Genomic DNA, 13,201 nt, shown 5'->3' with positions numbered 1-13,201 from the left:
TTCAGGCAGATTGTAAGATGTTGTCTTCTATTAAGTTAAAATAAAAAAGTTGCGATCGGGTGAAACAGGGGGCTTATCGGTATTGGCTTTCGTCGTAGGAGGATGAACGAACAGATTGAACGGGCGTACTTTTTGCCTGTGAGTAACCGAAGCTCTGGGAAAAAACAGGCAGGAAATTACGTCGATGGACAGTTTACCGCAGCAGAACTGGTGGGATCGGTTTCAGGAGCTGCTGGATGACCAGAACGAGTGGCCGGCTGAGTATCTGTTCAAGTTTATTGCCCCTTCCAGCGAGCGTGAGGCGCTTCGGGCTGTTTTTGGACACTATCCGGTCACGATCCGCGAGTCCCGCAAAGGCAATTACATTAGCCTGACGGCGCGGATGGAAGTGCGCTCCAGTGATGAAATCATTGCCATCTACAAGGCAGCCGCTCGCGTGCGCGGCGTGATTGCGCTGTGATTCAGGTGCTGAGCGCCAGGGCTGTACTCAGTTCCTGAAACAGGGTGGCAAGCGTGAACGGTTTGCACAGGTAGCCGGCAAATCCTAGGCGAAGTATGGCTTCGCGGTGGGCTGAGGTGCCGACCGAAGTCATGGCGACCGCCGGAGGTTGGTGGTCCACGGGGGCTTCCTGAATTAACTGGATGGTGCGGTGCGCATTTTCCAGAAGGGGTCGGGTGGGATGCCCTATGGACTCCAACGAGAGCAACGCTACATGATAACGGCGTTCGTGCAGATGATTTCGGAGCTGCTCTGCATTGACCACCGGATGGCATTCCAGGTAGCGCAACGGCGCATAGGGCGCCCTACGCAGGGCTGCCTGGATGAAGGGATGGAGGGCCGTATCCGCGTCCAGTAGGAGCAGCAACCGACGCTGCCCATTAATTGCACGGTGGGACATAAAACAACAAAAACAACACAGCAGAATACAACGAGCTTTGACTATAAGCTCGAAGCTCTACGCTGAACTTGAAAGTACTATTGGCGCATAGCCCCTCGGTTTTCTGGCAAAAAAAGTGTTGCGCCAACTAAAGGGCCTGCGTTTTTTCGGGGCAGTGCGGGATCCGAATGCGAAAAAAGTGGTCATTACGGAAACAGCACTTTCTAACATCCGGAAGCGCTATGGCCGATGCAAATCAGCGCCAGGCAATGCACGTCCACTGGCCCCTGGTCATGCCGGACGGAGCGGCAGAGCAAGAAGCCCTGCAGGTGCTCGCGCAGCTTGCCCGTGAGCTGCAGATGCTAGCGCAGGAGATCGACCAGGCATATGCAGACGGCGGTCGCCTGCTCCAGCATGTGCAGACAAGTCTGCGACCCGACCTGTGGCGTAATGCAGCCCACCTTCAGGTCCGGCTGGAAGGCCTGAAGGATCAGGTGTGGGCTGCCTGGGAGCTGGTTGAGCGACTCTGGGCTGCTACGCAGGAAGATCGACCGCCTGTGGAAGGGCGCAGCGCGCGTCCGGTCACAACCGGTACCTCATCAAAGACCGAGCTGGCGTAGCAGCGCAGGCCAGCACCTGAAGGTAAAGACCCCTTCCGGGACAGATGCGGGTGGCGTAGGAGTATACCATGCCACCTGCCATCCGGCGTTTTGTGCTCCGACGACGTCGCTGCCAAACGAATCGCCTACGTACAGAATTGCAGCGGGCTCGGTTGCTGCAGCGCGCGCGGCCTGTGCAAAGAGGGCAGGGTGAGGCTTAGCGACGCCGACTTCTTCGCTGATAACCAGGGCACGCGTGTGCTGGCGCAGCTCCGGAAAGCGCGCCAGCTTAGCGTGTTGCACCGCCGCAAAGCCATTTGTCAGGATGCCTACTGGAAAGTGCTTTGCGATGGTCAGAAAGGCGTCGCGGGCACCGGGTGTCCAGCGCCAGTGTTGGCGGTAGCGGTCCATATAGCAGGCGTTGAGCTGATCAGGAGTAACGTTGCGCAGCGCTAGCGCGTCGATGAGCCGGGCAAAACGGGCATGCATCAGCGCTGGGCGGTCAATGGTGCCCTGCTGGTACTGCTTCCAGAGTTCGGTGTTGATGGTGTGATAGGTATGCAGCAGTTTTTCCAGGGGTACGTGGGCAAAAACGTCCGGGAAGGCCGCTTTCACATCGGCCAGGGCTGCCTGTTCGGCCGCGCGGTGGTCGAGCAACGTGTCGTCCAGGTCAAAGTAGATAAAGCGAATATTTTCAAAGGGATTTTTCGAAGAGAGCATACTCCTTATCCACCACGGCCCCTAAATGGTTGAGGGCGTTCAGCAAAACTTTGTTGGTGTCGAGCACCCAGCTCATCTCGCACGCTTCATACCCGCGGCGTTTGCCACGTTGGATGGTCTCCAGTACGAGCAGGGCATCGAGGCCGCGTCCGTGGTACTTCTTGCGGATGCCCATGAGCGGCATACGGGTCTCATAGATGGCGCCCAGGTTAGCAGCCAGCAGCACCTTGATGAGACCGAAAGGAAACAGGCGTCCGTTACGTGCATGCCGGAGGGCCTGGTTGAGATTGGGCAGCAACAGCGAGAAGGCGATGGGATAGCCCTCATCCTCAAGAATCAGGACTAATTCCGGGTCCACGACCTGCTTTAAAGCGCGGGCCAGGTGCTGAAATTCGTTTTCGGTCATGGGCACATGGCCCCAGTTTTCCGACCAGGCTTCATTATAGATGTCCAGCACGGTTCGGGCCTCTTCGTCGAAGCGGCGCATGTCGAGCGTGCGCAACGTGATGGTGGGGTTGCGCCGCCGAACCAGGGCAACGCCGCGTTCTAATTTTTCTGTTTTCAGGTATTTTTTATGAACATAGTAGGCCCACATGGTCATGACCCGCTCAAAGCCCGCCTGCTCCAGAAAGTCGGCGTAGTAAGGCGGGTTATAGGGCATCAGGATAGAAGGAGCGCGATCGAAGCCGTTGACCAGAAGACCGGCTACATCATTCAGGGAGGGGTTGGTGGGGCCCCGCATGCGTTGCAGGCCCTGCGCGCGGAGCCATTCGGCGGCGGCATCGAAGAGGGCGCGGGCGACGGCAAAATCCGACACGCACTCAAAGAAGCCGAAAAAACCAACTCCATCGTTGTACTTCTTCAGGTGCATGCCGTTGATGATCGCCGCAATGCGTCCGACCACGCGCCCGGATGCATCCAGGGCCACAAACGGCTGAATCTGGCCGTGTTCGAAGAACGGGTTTTTCCGCGGGGAGAGCGTCTCTGCCACGTCTCGGCGCAGCGGAGGGACCCAGTAAGGATGCCCGCGGTAGAGCCGGTACGGTAAATCGATAAATTTGCGCAGGAGGCGTCTGCTGCGTACCGGCACTACCTGCACCGGCGTGTCAACGACGGCCGTCTCCGGGGATTTAACAGCTTCCATTGGCCTGGATGACGCCCAGTCGCTTACCGACGCGGTAGAATGCTTCTAGGATGTAGTCCAGCTCTTCGTCGGTGTGCGTGGCCATGAACGACGTTCGCATGAGCGCCTGGCCCTGGGGTACGGCTGGCGGGACCACCGCGTTGACGAATACCCCTTCTTCCAGTAGCTCGCGCCAGAACCGGAAGCAGGTCATCATGTCTCCGATAACGACGGGAATAATGGGCGTCTGGCTGTTCCAGACGTTAAAGCCAGCGTTTCGGAAGCCTTCGCGCATGTAGTCCGAAATTTTCCAGAGCCGCTCGAGCCGTTCCGGTTCCTGTTCAATGATGTCGAGGCATTTCAGAACGGTGGCCACGTTGGCGGGCGGCATGGAGGCCGAAAAAATATGGGCAGAGCTGGTGTGGCGGATGTATTCGATCACATCGCGGTCGCCCACGCAGAACCCGCCCAGGGAGGCAAAGCTTTTCGAGAAGGTGCCGACGGTCAGGTGCACCTTGTGCTCCAGGCCGAAATAGGCAGCCGAGCCCCGTCCGCCCGGACCGATGACGCCGACGGCATGGGCATCGTCCAGCATGAGTGCGGCGCCGAACTCTTCGGCCAGCTCCACCAGCTCTGGCACGCGGGCAATCACGCCGCTCATAGAGAATACGCCATCGGTAACGATCAGCTTCCCCGCTTCCGGACGTTCGGCCTGTGCGCGTTCGAGCAGGCGGCGCAGATGATCCAGGTCGTTGTGCCGGTAGCGCACCGTATCGGCCAGGCTGACCTGCGTCCCGGCCACGATGCTTGCGTGATTGTCCTTATCCGAAAAGATGATGTCATTTTTGGAAGTGAGCGCCTGGATGACGCCCATGTTGGTCATGTATCCGGTCGAGAAGACGATGCAGGCTTCCCGTCCCATGAAGCGGGCCAGACGCTCTTCCAGCTCCAGGTGCAGGTCCAGCGTACCATTGAGAAAGCGGCTTCCCGTACACCCCGTTCCGTACTTACGGACCGCTTCGATAGCGGCTTCTTTAACCCGGGGGTCCGAAGTAAGCCCCAGGTAGTTGTTTGAGCCCGCCATGATGACTTCCCGGCCGTTAATAATGGCGCGGGTTCCTTCATTGCGCTCAATGGGACGAAAGTATGGGTACAGGCCCGCCGCCTGCACCCGGGCGTAATCGCCGTCTGGCGCAAAGAATTTGTGGCACTTGGCAAACAGGCTGGGCTCCGAAGACGACACCTGTGTATCCAGCCGTTCCTGTGGCGTACGGGCCGCGTCCGACATGGGCATATCCTGCAATGGTTTCTACATTTGGGGCAGCATCCTTAAACTTGCGCTAAAACGCAGTATGGAGCACAAGGATCTATGGCGCATCGTTCCTATTCGGTTTAGATGAACGAAAGCGCGGTATTTTCACGGATGGTTTGCAGAGGACGTCCCCGATAGCGGCGCATCTCCAGGCGATGCAGCAGGCGTTCAATGAAATCCAGTGCCATTTCATTGCCGCAGCGCAACGGATGGGCCTGCAAACGCTGCCGGTAATAGGGGCAGGCTTCCAGAAAGCGCTGGACATCGTCTGCGCGCAGCTCTCGGTCGCAAATTGCCATGCCCAGTCCCTTTCGCTCTAAGAACAGGGCGTTGAGCGTTTGCTCAAAAATGCCCCGGTTGGGGACGACCAGTAGCGGTTTGCCCAGGTAAAGGGCCTCGCTCATCAGCGTAAAACCTGCAGTGCAAAGAACGGCCCGGCAGCGAGCCAGATCTTCTAAAAAGCCGTCGATGGTAGGGGGCTTAAACGTCAGGTTGGGATAGTCGTCTGCATGAGGGGAGCGAGGGACGTTATAGAGCACAAACGGTACAGGAAGAGAGGCCAGCACTTCTGGTAAATGATCCACGCCTTCTGGCTGGTTAAAGTAAACCAGTACATGCGCCTCTTCGGTGGGCGTCAGGTGTTGCACTTCGGGGCGAATAATGGGGGGGATCAGCGTGGTGCGTTCGGGATGGCGCAGCGGCAAAAAGTAAAACGAAGTCAGCAGCACGTGCAGGGGACGGGGCGGAGCAATCAGGTGAATGGCCAGGTGGGCAAGCAGCGCATCTTTCCAGTAACGGAAAGGGAGCGTGTAGCGCGTTTCCGTAATGACTTGCTGATGGTTGAATGACAGCACGGGCAGGCCCAGCCGGGCGGCCGCACGGGGCGTGAGCGCTTCAAAGTCGGTAATCACCAGATGCGGACGGAAGTCAGCCAGCAACTCGGTGAGTTCGTCAAGCAGGCAGCGCAACTTGCGGAGCACCGGTAGATTAGCGCGCAGGGTGGCTGCCAGGCGCATGCGATTGCCATGCAGCACCTGCCGAAGGGCAGGAACAGGCCAGACGGGCTCGCCGCAGGCTTCCAGCACAGCCCGGGCCGTGCCGCCACAGCAGAAACGAAGCTCATGGCCTCGCTCGCGCAGGCCCCGGGCGATCGCCAGCACGCGCGAAGCATGGCCCCGCCCCTGCCCACTCAATGCATAGACAATGCGTGCCATGAGACTGATGCTTCCCCTGCAGGCCGGATGGTCGCGACATTTGGCTGGAAGATCGTAAAATTCATGCAGAAAAGAAAATCAAAATTTCAAAATCGCCAGAACAGGTGCATAGTGGTTCCGTTTGGTCCAGGAAATACAGAGACTTGCAGGTTTTCACTCACGTCGAAATCATACAGGTGCGCGTGAACATACGCGTCCAGTACGGTCAGTCCGTACCATAAGCCCAGCGCAATGTAGGTAAGGTCTCGGTTACGGCGATAGCGGTCGCGCTGCAGGCGCAGCAGATCGGCACGACCGGCTTCGATCACGGTGCGGAAGCGTTCCCCTGCTTCCCGGTACTGGGGATACTGTTCGGGCGCGATGGCATACAGGTAGGCGTGGCGGTAGAGCAGATAGCGTTCGTTCAAAAAATGAGCCAGCGCTGCCAGACCGCCCAGTCCCGCATAGACAAAGGGGACTTTCCAGTACTGACGGTTGTAGATCTGTCCCCATCCGGGAAGCACCAGCGCCCGCCAGAGGGCTCCGTTCGGGGAATGGGTCGAGTCGGGAGGCCGGGGCGCAGGAGCTTCCCCTGCAAAGAGCAGGAAAGCCAGCAGCAGCCCCGTCATGTGCCCAGTAGCAGGTTCAGGAGGCGTTCCAGCTCCTCATCCGAGAAATAAGCGATTTCAATGCGTCCCCCTCGGCCACCTGTGCGATGCCGGATGCGCACCTGGGTGCCCAGCCGTCGACGCAACTGGTCTTCGTAGGTGCGAAGCTGGAGCGTTTCAGGGTCGGGTTCAGCGGAAGCGGGTGTTGTTTCAGAGGCATGCTGGCGTTCCTGGCGGCGATGCCAGGCGCGCACGCGTTCTTCGACTTCGCGGACGGAGAGCTGCTTCGTTTCTATTTCCTGCAATAGGCGAAGCTGGACAGGCTCAGGCAAGCCAATCAGGGCGCGCGCGTGCCCTGCTGTAATGGTCCCGTCGCGCAGGCTGGCCTGGATGCGGGGCGGAAGCTTGAGCAGGCGCAAAAAGTTGGCTATTGTTGCGCGATTCTTGCCTACCTTCTCCGCAACCTGCTCCTGGGTCAGTCCGCATTCTTCAATCAGCCGCTGGTAACCCAGAGCTACTTCAATAGGATTCAGCTCTTCACGCTGGACGTTCTCGACCAGCGCCATCTCCAGCATTTCTTCGGTGTCGGCCTCACGCACATAGGCCGGGATGCGTTTCAGACCAGCGCGCCGCGCTGCCCGCAGGCGGCGTTCGCCGGAGATCACCTCAAACTCATTGTTTCCCAACGCCCGCACCGTAATGGGCTGAATGATGCCCAGTTGCGCAATAGAGCGGGCCAGCTCATCCAGAGACTCTTCGTCGAAGTCTTTCCGCGGCTGGTATGGGTTGGGACGAATCCGGTCGATTTCAATCTCGGCTACCCGTCCCAGTAGGCGAAGCCGCTCTTCAAAATGGTAGAGCCGACTTTTCGGCGTTTCAACGCCCGTTACTTCTTCAGGCGGGGTTGTCTCTTGGTTTGCGCTTGGGAGCAGGGCGCTCAACCCGCGCCCCAGGGCTACTTTTTTCGTGGCCATAAACCTGTGTTGGCTTGCTTAGGCGTCACGTCCGGGGTGCTGGCGAAGCGAAGTGGCGTCGGAAGACGCCGAGGGCGAACGTCCGCTGGCAGGGATGGACAAACCGTTGGTAGAAGCTGCTTCGGTTGTTGGCTCCGGCAGCAAAAAACGCTGGTTGTTCTGGATGATTTCACGGGCCAGCGCCATGTAATTACGGGCTCCTATGCTGGTAATGTCGTAGAGCAAAACCGGCCGGCCAAAGCTGGGCGCCTCCGAAAGACGCACGTTGCGCTGCACGATGGTGCGAAAGACGCGGTCGCCGAAGTAGCGGCGCACTTCTTCGGCTACCTGGTTGGAAAGGCGCAGCCGGGTATCAAACATGGTAAGGAGCACTCCTTCAATTTCTAGCTCTGGATTGAGATGCTGGCGTACGATTTTGATCGTGTTCAGAAGCTGGCCCAGTCCTTCCAGGGCAAAATATTCGGCCTGGACAGGAATGAGCACGGAGTTGGCGGCCGTCAGGGCGTTGAGCGTCAACAGGCCCAGTGAGGGAGGACAATCAATAATGATAAAGTCGTACTTGCGGCGGGCGCGACGCAACGCATTGGCCAGAATCCGTTCCCGCTCCATGACATCGATCATCTCAATCTCGGCGCCGACCAGGTTGATGTGGCTGGGGACGACTTCCAGAAATGGCAGCTCGGTTGGCTGAATGGCTTCTTCCAGGGAAATGTCGCCGATGAGCACCTCGTAGGTGGATTTCTGGACCGTTCGGGGATTGATTCCCACGCCTGAAGAACAGTTGGCCTGTGGATCGATGTCGATCAGCAGGGTGGGATGCTCGATGGCTGCCAGGGAAGCAGCCAGGTTGATCGCGGTGGTGGTTTTTCCGACGCCGCCTTTCTGGTTGGCTATCGCAATAACTTTACCCATGGGATTATAAAAGCTTATAGCCACCGGATCTACAAACGGAGCAGAAACGGATGGTGGCCGGCCTTTGTTGCACAGGTGCCAACGCACACAACCTGCGGGTTCTCTAATCTATAAAGAAACGAAAGCGTAAACCAGTCCCCTCGCAAAAAAGCAGCCCACTGGATCACGCTCTGTAGAGCTGCGTTGAGAAAAAAACAGAATTTGCCCCGATCGGTCAAAATGGCGCGCCGTTTTGTTCTAAAGCCAGAGGCCGAGCTTCCTCCTGCCCGTCTGACGGTAGACTATGCCGGAGCGCTCAACCCGCAACAGTATGCGGTAGTGACAGCTGGCGGCGGTCCCATTCTCGTGGTAGCCGGAGCGGGCACCGGGAAGACGCGGACGCTGGTCTATCGCGTGGCCTATCTCGTCGAGACCGGGACGCCGCCGGAGGAAATCGTCCTCTTAACATTTACCCGGCGGGCCGCGCGAGAAATGCTGGCGCGGGCAGCGGCCTTGCTCGACGGTCGCTGCGAACGGGTGCAGGGCGGTACCTTTCACGCCTTCTGTCTAGGGCTGCTTCGGCGTTACGCCGGTCGGCTGGGGTATCCCACCAACTTTACGGTCCTGGATGCCTCCGATGCAGCGGACGTGATCGATCTGCTCCGAACGGCCCATGGACTGCACCGGAGCGGCCGCCGCTTTCCCCGAAAACAGACGATTCAGGCCATCTTTTCGGCCGCTGCCAGTCATCCCGACGCCGATCTGGAAGCAATCTTGCAGATGCGCTACCCGCAATTTTTAGAGCACCTGGAGGCGCTTCGCATGCTTCGCGAAGACTACGCCCGTTACAAGCGCCAGCACGGGCTCATGGACTATGACGACCTATTGGCCTGCACCATCGAACTCTTTGCCCGACATCCTGACGTGCATCGTCAGGTGGCGGCGCGATGCCGCCACGTGCTCGTCGATGAATACCAGGACACCAACCGGCTCCAGGCGCAGATCGTGCAGCATCTGGCTGCTGTGCACGGTAACGTCATGGCTGTAGGCGACGATGCTCAGTCAATCTACCGCTTTCGCGGGGCCGACTTCCGCAACATTTTTGAGTTTCCTCGGCTGTTTCCTGACGCACGCATCCTGAAGCTGGAGCAGAACTATCGCTCCACGCAGCCCATTCTGGACCTGGCCAATCGGATCATTCAGCGGGCGCACCGCCGCTACGATAAAGTGCTTTTCAGCGAGCGCAAACAAGGCGAACGCCCCGCCATTATCCCGGCGCCTGATGAGCGCACCGAAAGCCGCTTCGTCTGCCAGATGATCCTGACGCTCCGCGAGCAGGGCGTGCCACTGCATCAGATGGCCGTGCTGTTCCGGAGCAGCCACAATGCCTTTGACCTGGAGCTGGAGCTTAACCGACGCGGCATTCCCTATGTAAAGTACGGAGGACTCAAGCTCAGCGAAGCCGCGCACGTGAAGGACCTGCTGGCCTATCTCCGGTTGCTCGAAAACCCGAAGGATGCAGCGGCATGGAACCGCGTGCTGCAGTTGATTGAAGGCATTGGCCCGCGCACGGCTCAGCGCTTGATCGAATGGATCACCTCGGCAGATGGCGCGCCGTTTACGCTGGAAGAGCGACCCTTCTCGCCGCGCTATGCTGAGGCGCTGATCCGGCTGTTTACGCTGCTGCGTAAGCTGAAAGAAACCGATCTGCCCGTAGAGGCGCAATTGACCGAACTGCTGCATTACTACCGTCCGCTGTGCGAACGCCGCTACTACGAAGACTACCCGCGGCGGTTGCAGGACCTGGAGCACCTGGTCAGCCTGAGCGCGCGCTTTCAGAGCCGGGCTGCCTTTCTGGAGGCCCTGGTGCTGGACCCGCTGGAGCTAACCGCACTGGAAGTGGATCCGCTTGTCGAAGACGAACCGCCGCTGGTGCTCTCAACCATCCATTCAGCCAAGGGGCTGGAATTCCATACAGTGTTTCTCATCCACGCCCTGGAGGGAATTCTCCCTTCGGCCTATGCCCTGAGCGATCCAGAGGCGCTGGATGAAGAGTTGCGGCTGCTGTACGTAGCCGTTACCCGCGCTCGCGAAAACCTGTTCATTTCCTATCCTATGGTGCGTTACCAGGCAGGAACCGGTTCATACCTGACCAGCCCCAGTCGCTTCCTCGACAATCTGCCGGAGGAGGTTCTGGAACCCTGGGTGCTGGTCGAGGAACCGACTACGCCTTCTATCCATGAACTTCCAGGTTCAAGCGCTTCCGCATTACCGGCTGCCGACTAGCAATGGAACGCTATCGCGCACCTGTTCCAAGCGGTGCCGTCCTGACCATCGAAGAGGTCGGACTGGAACAACTGGAGGTAATTCGCGAACTGAACCGGGCCATCTTTGAGGAAGAGCGCATCATTAATACGTTCGATCGGGACGATCTCATGATTTTGCTGGCCCGGGTGGACGGGGTGCCCGTTGGGTTCAAAATTGGCTATCGGGAAAACAGCCGCACGTTTTACAGCGCCAAGGGGGGCGTGCTGCCGGCCTACCGGCGTCAGGGCATTGCCCGCCAACTGCTGTACGTGATGATGGAACGGGCGCGCCAGAAGGGCTACCGACGCTTCGCCTACGATACGTTTCCGAACCGGCATCCCGGCATGGCTGTGCTGGGACTGACCGAGGGATTCCGGGTCACCCGCGCCGACTACAATACATTTTATCGCGACTATCGACTGCGGCTGGAAAAAGACCTGTAACGCTGATGGGCGGAGAAAGCAGATAATCCGTCCTACGCTATCATTCTTTTGAGCTGCGGGCACCTCTTTCACTGCCGCACTGCCACCCGGTAGCGCCCGATCAACCGACGAGCCGGCTCGTCCGACAAGCGAATGTAAAGATGATAGACCCCGTCTCGCCCCAGCACCGGGCCCGGAAGCTCCAGCGGCTGCTGTCACCTGCCCGAAATCGAAACAAGCACCCCATAGGGCTCAATCGCCGCACTCGCACAAGAGGGCTCCGCTGACCACCACCCACAGCCACCGGCAGCCATGCCCCTCCCGAGAGATGCACTTACGGCCGGAGTCCAGCAGCTCGAAGTACATGCGGCTTCAAGCGGCCTACGAGCCAGTGATTCTCTGTTTCGTAATTCGGATGCGTGAAAAACAAGGTCCCTGTCTGTGGATTAACCGCCAGCAGTCGAGGTACGTCCGTCACTTCAAACAATACGCTTCCTCTCGGCGTGACTCCTGCCAGACTCCAGCGGGCCTTTCGGCGTTGAACATCCAACAAATCCTTATAAAGAATTAGAATGATTTTTCGGTTTAACCAGAAAACGCGCGTCAAAAGCGAGTGACTTTCTAAAAACTGAGTAAATGCTTCCAACGAGGCTATTGGCTTTTCAGGAATCGTTCGTCGAAAATGGCGTAAGGGCACTTCAATCGCTTCAATAAACCGGCCATTTAGATCAAAAAAATAAAGCCGGTTCAACAAAAGAAAAGTGGCTACAATACGATCACCCAGTACATCCGCATCAACTAAATGTGCCAATGAATGTATTACGCCACCATACTGGCCCGGAGAAATAGGATGAGGAAAAAAGCTTTTGGTAATCTTTCCCTTTTCTGGATCGAAAAAATGAAGCAACGGCTGAGCACCTCGCTGGGCTTTTCGCATGCCAATTAATAAAACTTCAGGCCCCGGTACATCCCGCACCGCATAGGTTCCTGATACGACAACCCGGGTATACCGCCGGATAAACTTTCCACGGGAATCAAATAACGAGAGATGCCCTCCAAAATCAGGGACCAGAATCCTACCGGATAAAAGGCGGACCGGCGCCCGAGGATGACGCAATCTACCCGGCGCCTCCCCGGGACCGCCAAAATATAAACGTAGATGACCTTCTTGCGTGTAAAGGCGCACCTGATGCTCCTGAACATCCGCTACCAGAAAGCCTCCTTCCGGATCTAAACTCACCTCAATAATTCCTGTAAATGTTTCTTCTGTCTCCTCAAGTTTGAGCGAGTCAACCCATAGGATTACATCCTCGATAGATTGTCCCAGGGAGGTAAGTGAATAAATCCAGATTATTATTAAAATTAAAAATATTCTACATGTATCTTTGAACATAATGATTATTGACTTTTTATTGAACAATGGCAATTCCACAATCAAAGCAGCATAACGGTCTTCCATAACAGGGAATAAGCCAGTTGCAGTAGATCTCTTTCCTTATCCAATCATAGTCCAAACTGGGACACTCTGCGGAGGTCCTTTCTTCAGAAACTGCCGGCACAATCCACGGCAGCAGGCTCAGGCCTACCGCCACCACCAGAAACAACGTCGCCAGCCGATCCTTCCAGCGTCTCATAGCTCACCTCCTTCTGGTTGGTTTTTGAGAACAGAAAGATCTTCGCGGAAATAAGCAGCCAACAACAGCCGCACCGACTCAACCCCCCGCACCGTGCGCAACGCCTCCGGCCCCAGCTCCCCCACCACCCGACCCTCCCGCCGCACCAGCGCCCGCGGCAACGCCAACGCCCCATAATGCCGCCCGTACCAACCCACCGAATCCCACCACACCGCGAACGGAAATCCCATCACCGCCGCATAGCGGCGTGCCAGCTCCCGGCTCCGGTCTTCCAGAATCCCCACCACCCGATAGCCCAGCGCCTGCGCCCCTTCGACCCAGAAGGCCGCCGTGCGCGCCACCGTCTGCCCGCAGTCGTCCGGGCTGAAAAACAGCAGCACCTCGCCCGGGCGGTCAGTTGGTACTGGAGCTTTGGTCGGGGTCCAGACGGGCACGAACGCCTTGGACGGGAAGGGCACCTGCGGCAGGCGTCGCTGCGTTTGCCAGCCGTAGAGGCTCCAGCTTAGCGCGACAAGCAGCAAGCCCAGGCTGATTTTCCAG

The 13,201-nt window shown here is 58.0% G+C and carries 14 protein-coding genes; 4 read left to right on the top strand and 10 right to left on the bottom strand.

Annotated elements, in window-relative coordinates:
* Positions 1 to 184: 184 nt before the first annotated feature.
* Positions 185 to 460, top strand: coding sequence for a DUF493 domain-containing protein (locus BUA15_RS10300; protein ID WP_072715915.1), 276 nt, complete (start codon positions 185 to 187; stop codon positions 458 to 460).
* Between the two features lies 1 nt (position 461).
* Here the strand turns inward: BUA15_RS10300 and BUA15_RS10295 are convergent, their stop codons facing one another.
* Positions 462 to 899: a response regulator gene (locus BUA15_RS10295; protein WP_072715914.1), complete on the bottom strand. Its 438-nt coding sequence runs from the start codon at positions 897 to 899 to the stop codon at positions 462 to 464.
* Positions 900 to 1,120: 221 nt separating this feature from the next.
* Between BUA15_RS10295 and BUA15_RS10290 the strand changes: the two genes are divergently transcribed.
* Positions 1,121 to 1,498 (top strand): hypothetical protein, encoded by a 378-nt coding sequence (locus BUA15_RS10290; protein WP_072715913.1) that lies wholly within the window; start codon positions 1,121 to 1,123, stop codon positions 1,496 to 1,498.
* On the opposite strand, the gene BUA15_RS10285 is transcribed toward BUA15_RS10290, so the two are convergent.
* The 7 genes from BUA15_RS10285 to BUA15_RS10255 form a co-directional block, all read right to left on the bottom strand.
* Positions 1,478 to 2,197 carry an HAD-IA family hydrolase gene (locus BUA15_RS10285; protein ID WP_072715912.1) on the bottom strand — a complete coding sequence of 240 codons (720 nt, stop codon included), beginning with the start codon at positions 2,195 to 2,197 and terminating at the stop codon, positions 1,478 to 1,480. The two genes, BUA15_RS10290 and BUA15_RS10285, sit on opposite strands and share 21 nt — an antisense overlap.
* Entirely contained in the window at positions 2,172 to 3,341 is a 1,170-nt protein-coding gene (locus BUA15_RS10280; RefSeq protein WP_072715911.1) for a hypothetical protein, read from the bottom strand. Before BUA15_RS10280 ends, BUA15_RS10285 begins: the two co-directional genes overlap by 26 nt.
* On the bottom strand, positions 3,328 to 4,614 hold the full coding sequence (locus tag BUA15_RS10275; RefSeq protein ID WP_084660578.1) for an aminotransferase class I/II-fold pyridoxal phosphate-dependent enzyme: 1,287 nt from the start codon (positions 4,612 to 4,614) through the stop codon (positions 3,328 to 3,330). Before BUA15_RS10275 ends, BUA15_RS10280 begins: the two co-directional genes overlap by 14 nt.
* 98 nt (positions 4,615 to 4,712) lie before the next feature.
* Positions 4,713 to 5,846: a glycosyltransferase family protein gene (locus tag BUA15_RS10270; RefSeq protein WP_072715909.1), complete on the bottom strand. Its 1,134-nt coding sequence runs from the start codon at positions 5,844 to 5,846 to the stop codon at positions 4,713 to 4,715.
* Between the two features lie 86 nt (positions 5,847 to 5,932).
* Positions 5,933 to 6,454 carry a DUF5683 domain-containing protein gene (locus BUA15_RS10265; RefSeq protein ID WP_072715908.1) on the bottom strand — a complete coding sequence of 174 codons (522 nt, stop codon included), beginning with the start codon at positions 6,452 to 6,454 and terminating at the stop codon, positions 5,933 to 5,935.
* The gene (locus tag BUA15_RS10260) at positions 6,451 to 7,407 is read right to left on the bottom strand and encodes a ParB/RepB/Spo0J family partition protein (protein ID WP_072715907.1); all 957 of its coding nucleotides are present in this window, start codon (positions 7,405 to 7,407) and stop codon (positions 6,451 to 6,453) included. Before BUA15_RS10260 ends, BUA15_RS10265 begins: the two co-directional genes overlap by 4 nt.
* A gap of 18 nt (positions 7,408 to 7,425) precedes the next feature.
* On the bottom strand, positions 7,426 to 8,319 hold the full coding sequence (locus BUA15_RS10255) for a ParA family protein (protein ID WP_072715906.1): 894 nt from the start codon (positions 8,317 to 8,319) through the stop codon (positions 7,426 to 7,428).
* Positions 8,320 to 8,538: 219 nt separating this feature from the next.
* Between BUA15_RS10255 and BUA15_RS10250 the strand changes: the two genes are divergently transcribed.
* Together BUA15_RS10250 and BUA15_RS10245 are read left to right on the top strand one after the other, a co-directional pair.
* The gene (locus tag BUA15_RS10250) at positions 8,539 to 10,584 is read left to right on the top strand and encodes an ATP-dependent helicase (RefSeq protein ID WP_072715905.1); all 2,046 of its coding nucleotides are present in this window, start codon (positions 8,539 to 8,541) and stop codon (positions 10,582 to 10,584) included.
* Positions 10,585 to 10,586: 2 nt separating this feature from the next.
* Entirely contained in the window at positions 10,587 to 11,048 is a 462-nt protein-coding gene (locus BUA15_RS10245; RefSeq protein WP_072715904.1) for a GNAT family N-acetyltransferase, read from the top strand.
* Positions 11,049 to 11,361: 313 nt separating this feature from the next.
* Here BUA15_RS10245 and BUA15_RS10235 read toward each other — a convergent pair whose 3' ends face one another.
* On the bottom strand, positions 11,362 to 12,486 hold the full coding sequence (locus tag BUA15_RS10235; RefSeq protein WP_072715458.1) for an NHL repeat-containing protein: 1,125 nt from the start codon (positions 12,484 to 12,486) through the stop codon (positions 11,362 to 11,364).
* A gap of 171 nt (positions 12,487 to 12,657) precedes the next feature.
* A partial coding sequence (locus BUA15_RS13750) for a hypothetical protein (RefSeq protein ID WP_178139411.1) occupies positions 12,658 to 13,201 on the bottom strand: 544 nt, incomplete at its 5' end.

It is taken from the genome of Rhodothermus profundi (genome assembly GCF_900142415.1).
Classification (GTDB): Bacteria; Bacteroidota; Rhodothermia; order Rhodothermales; family Rhodothermaceae; genus Rhodothermus; species Rhodothermus profundi.
Note: the sequence above shows the minus strand (reverse complement) of the source record. Positions and strands in the feature narration are given on the sequence as shown.

Excerpts from the sequence above, each read along its gene's own strand:
- BUA15_RS10265 (WP_072715908.1), bottom strand. The coding sequence starts at position 6,454 with ATGACGGGGCTGCTGCTGGCTTTCCTGCTCTTTGCAGGGGAAGCTCCT.
- BUA15_RS10250 (WP_072715905.1), top strand. The coding sequence starts at position 8,539 with ATGGCGCGCCGTTTTGTTCTAAAGCCAGAGGCCGAGCTTCCTCCTGCC.
- BUA15_RS10245 (WP_072715904.1), top strand. The coding sequence starts at position 10,587 with ATGGAACGCTATCGCGCACCTGTTCCAAGCGGTGCCGTCCTGACCATC.
- BUA15_RS10290 (WP_072715913.1), top strand. The coding sequence starts at position 1,121 with ATGGCCGATGCAAATCAGCGCCAGGCAATGCACGTCCACTGGCCCCTG.
- BUA15_RS10270 (WP_072715909.1), bottom strand. The coding sequence starts at position 5,846 with ATGGCACGCATTGTCTATGCATTGAGTGGGCAGGGGCGGGGCCATGCT.
- BUA15_RS10255 (WP_072715906.1), bottom strand. The coding sequence starts at position 8,319 with ATGGGTAAAGTTATTGCGATAGCCAACCAGAAAGGCGGCGTCGGAAAA.
- BUA15_RS10235 (WP_072715458.1), bottom strand. The coding sequence starts at position 12,486 with ATGGAAGACCGTTATGCTGCTTTGATTGTGGAATTGCCATTGTTCAAT.
- BUA15_RS10285 (WP_072715912.1), bottom strand. The coding sequence starts at position 2,197 with ATGCTCTCTTCGAAAAATCCCTTTGAAAATATTCGCTTTATCTACTTT.
- BUA15_RS10280 (WP_072715911.1), bottom strand. The coding sequence starts at position 3,341 with ATGGAAGCTGTTAAATCCCCGGAGACGGCCGTCGTTGACACGCCGGTG.
- BUA15_RS10295 (WP_072715914.1), bottom strand. The coding sequence starts at position 899 with ATGTCCCACCGTGCAATTAATGGGCAGCGTCGGTTGCTGCTCCTACTG.
- BUA15_RS10260 (WP_072715907.1), bottom strand. The coding sequence starts at position 7,407 with ATGGCCACGAAAAAAGTAGCCCTGGGGCGCGGGTTGAGCGCCCTGCTC.
- BUA15_RS10300 (WP_072715915.1), top strand. The coding sequence starts at position 185 with ATGGACAGTTTACCGCAGCAGAACTGGTGGGATCGGTTTCAGGAGCTG.
- BUA15_RS10275 (WP_084660578.1), bottom strand. The coding sequence starts at position 4,614 with ATGCCCATGTCGGACGCGGCCCGTACGCCACAGGAACGGCTGGATACA.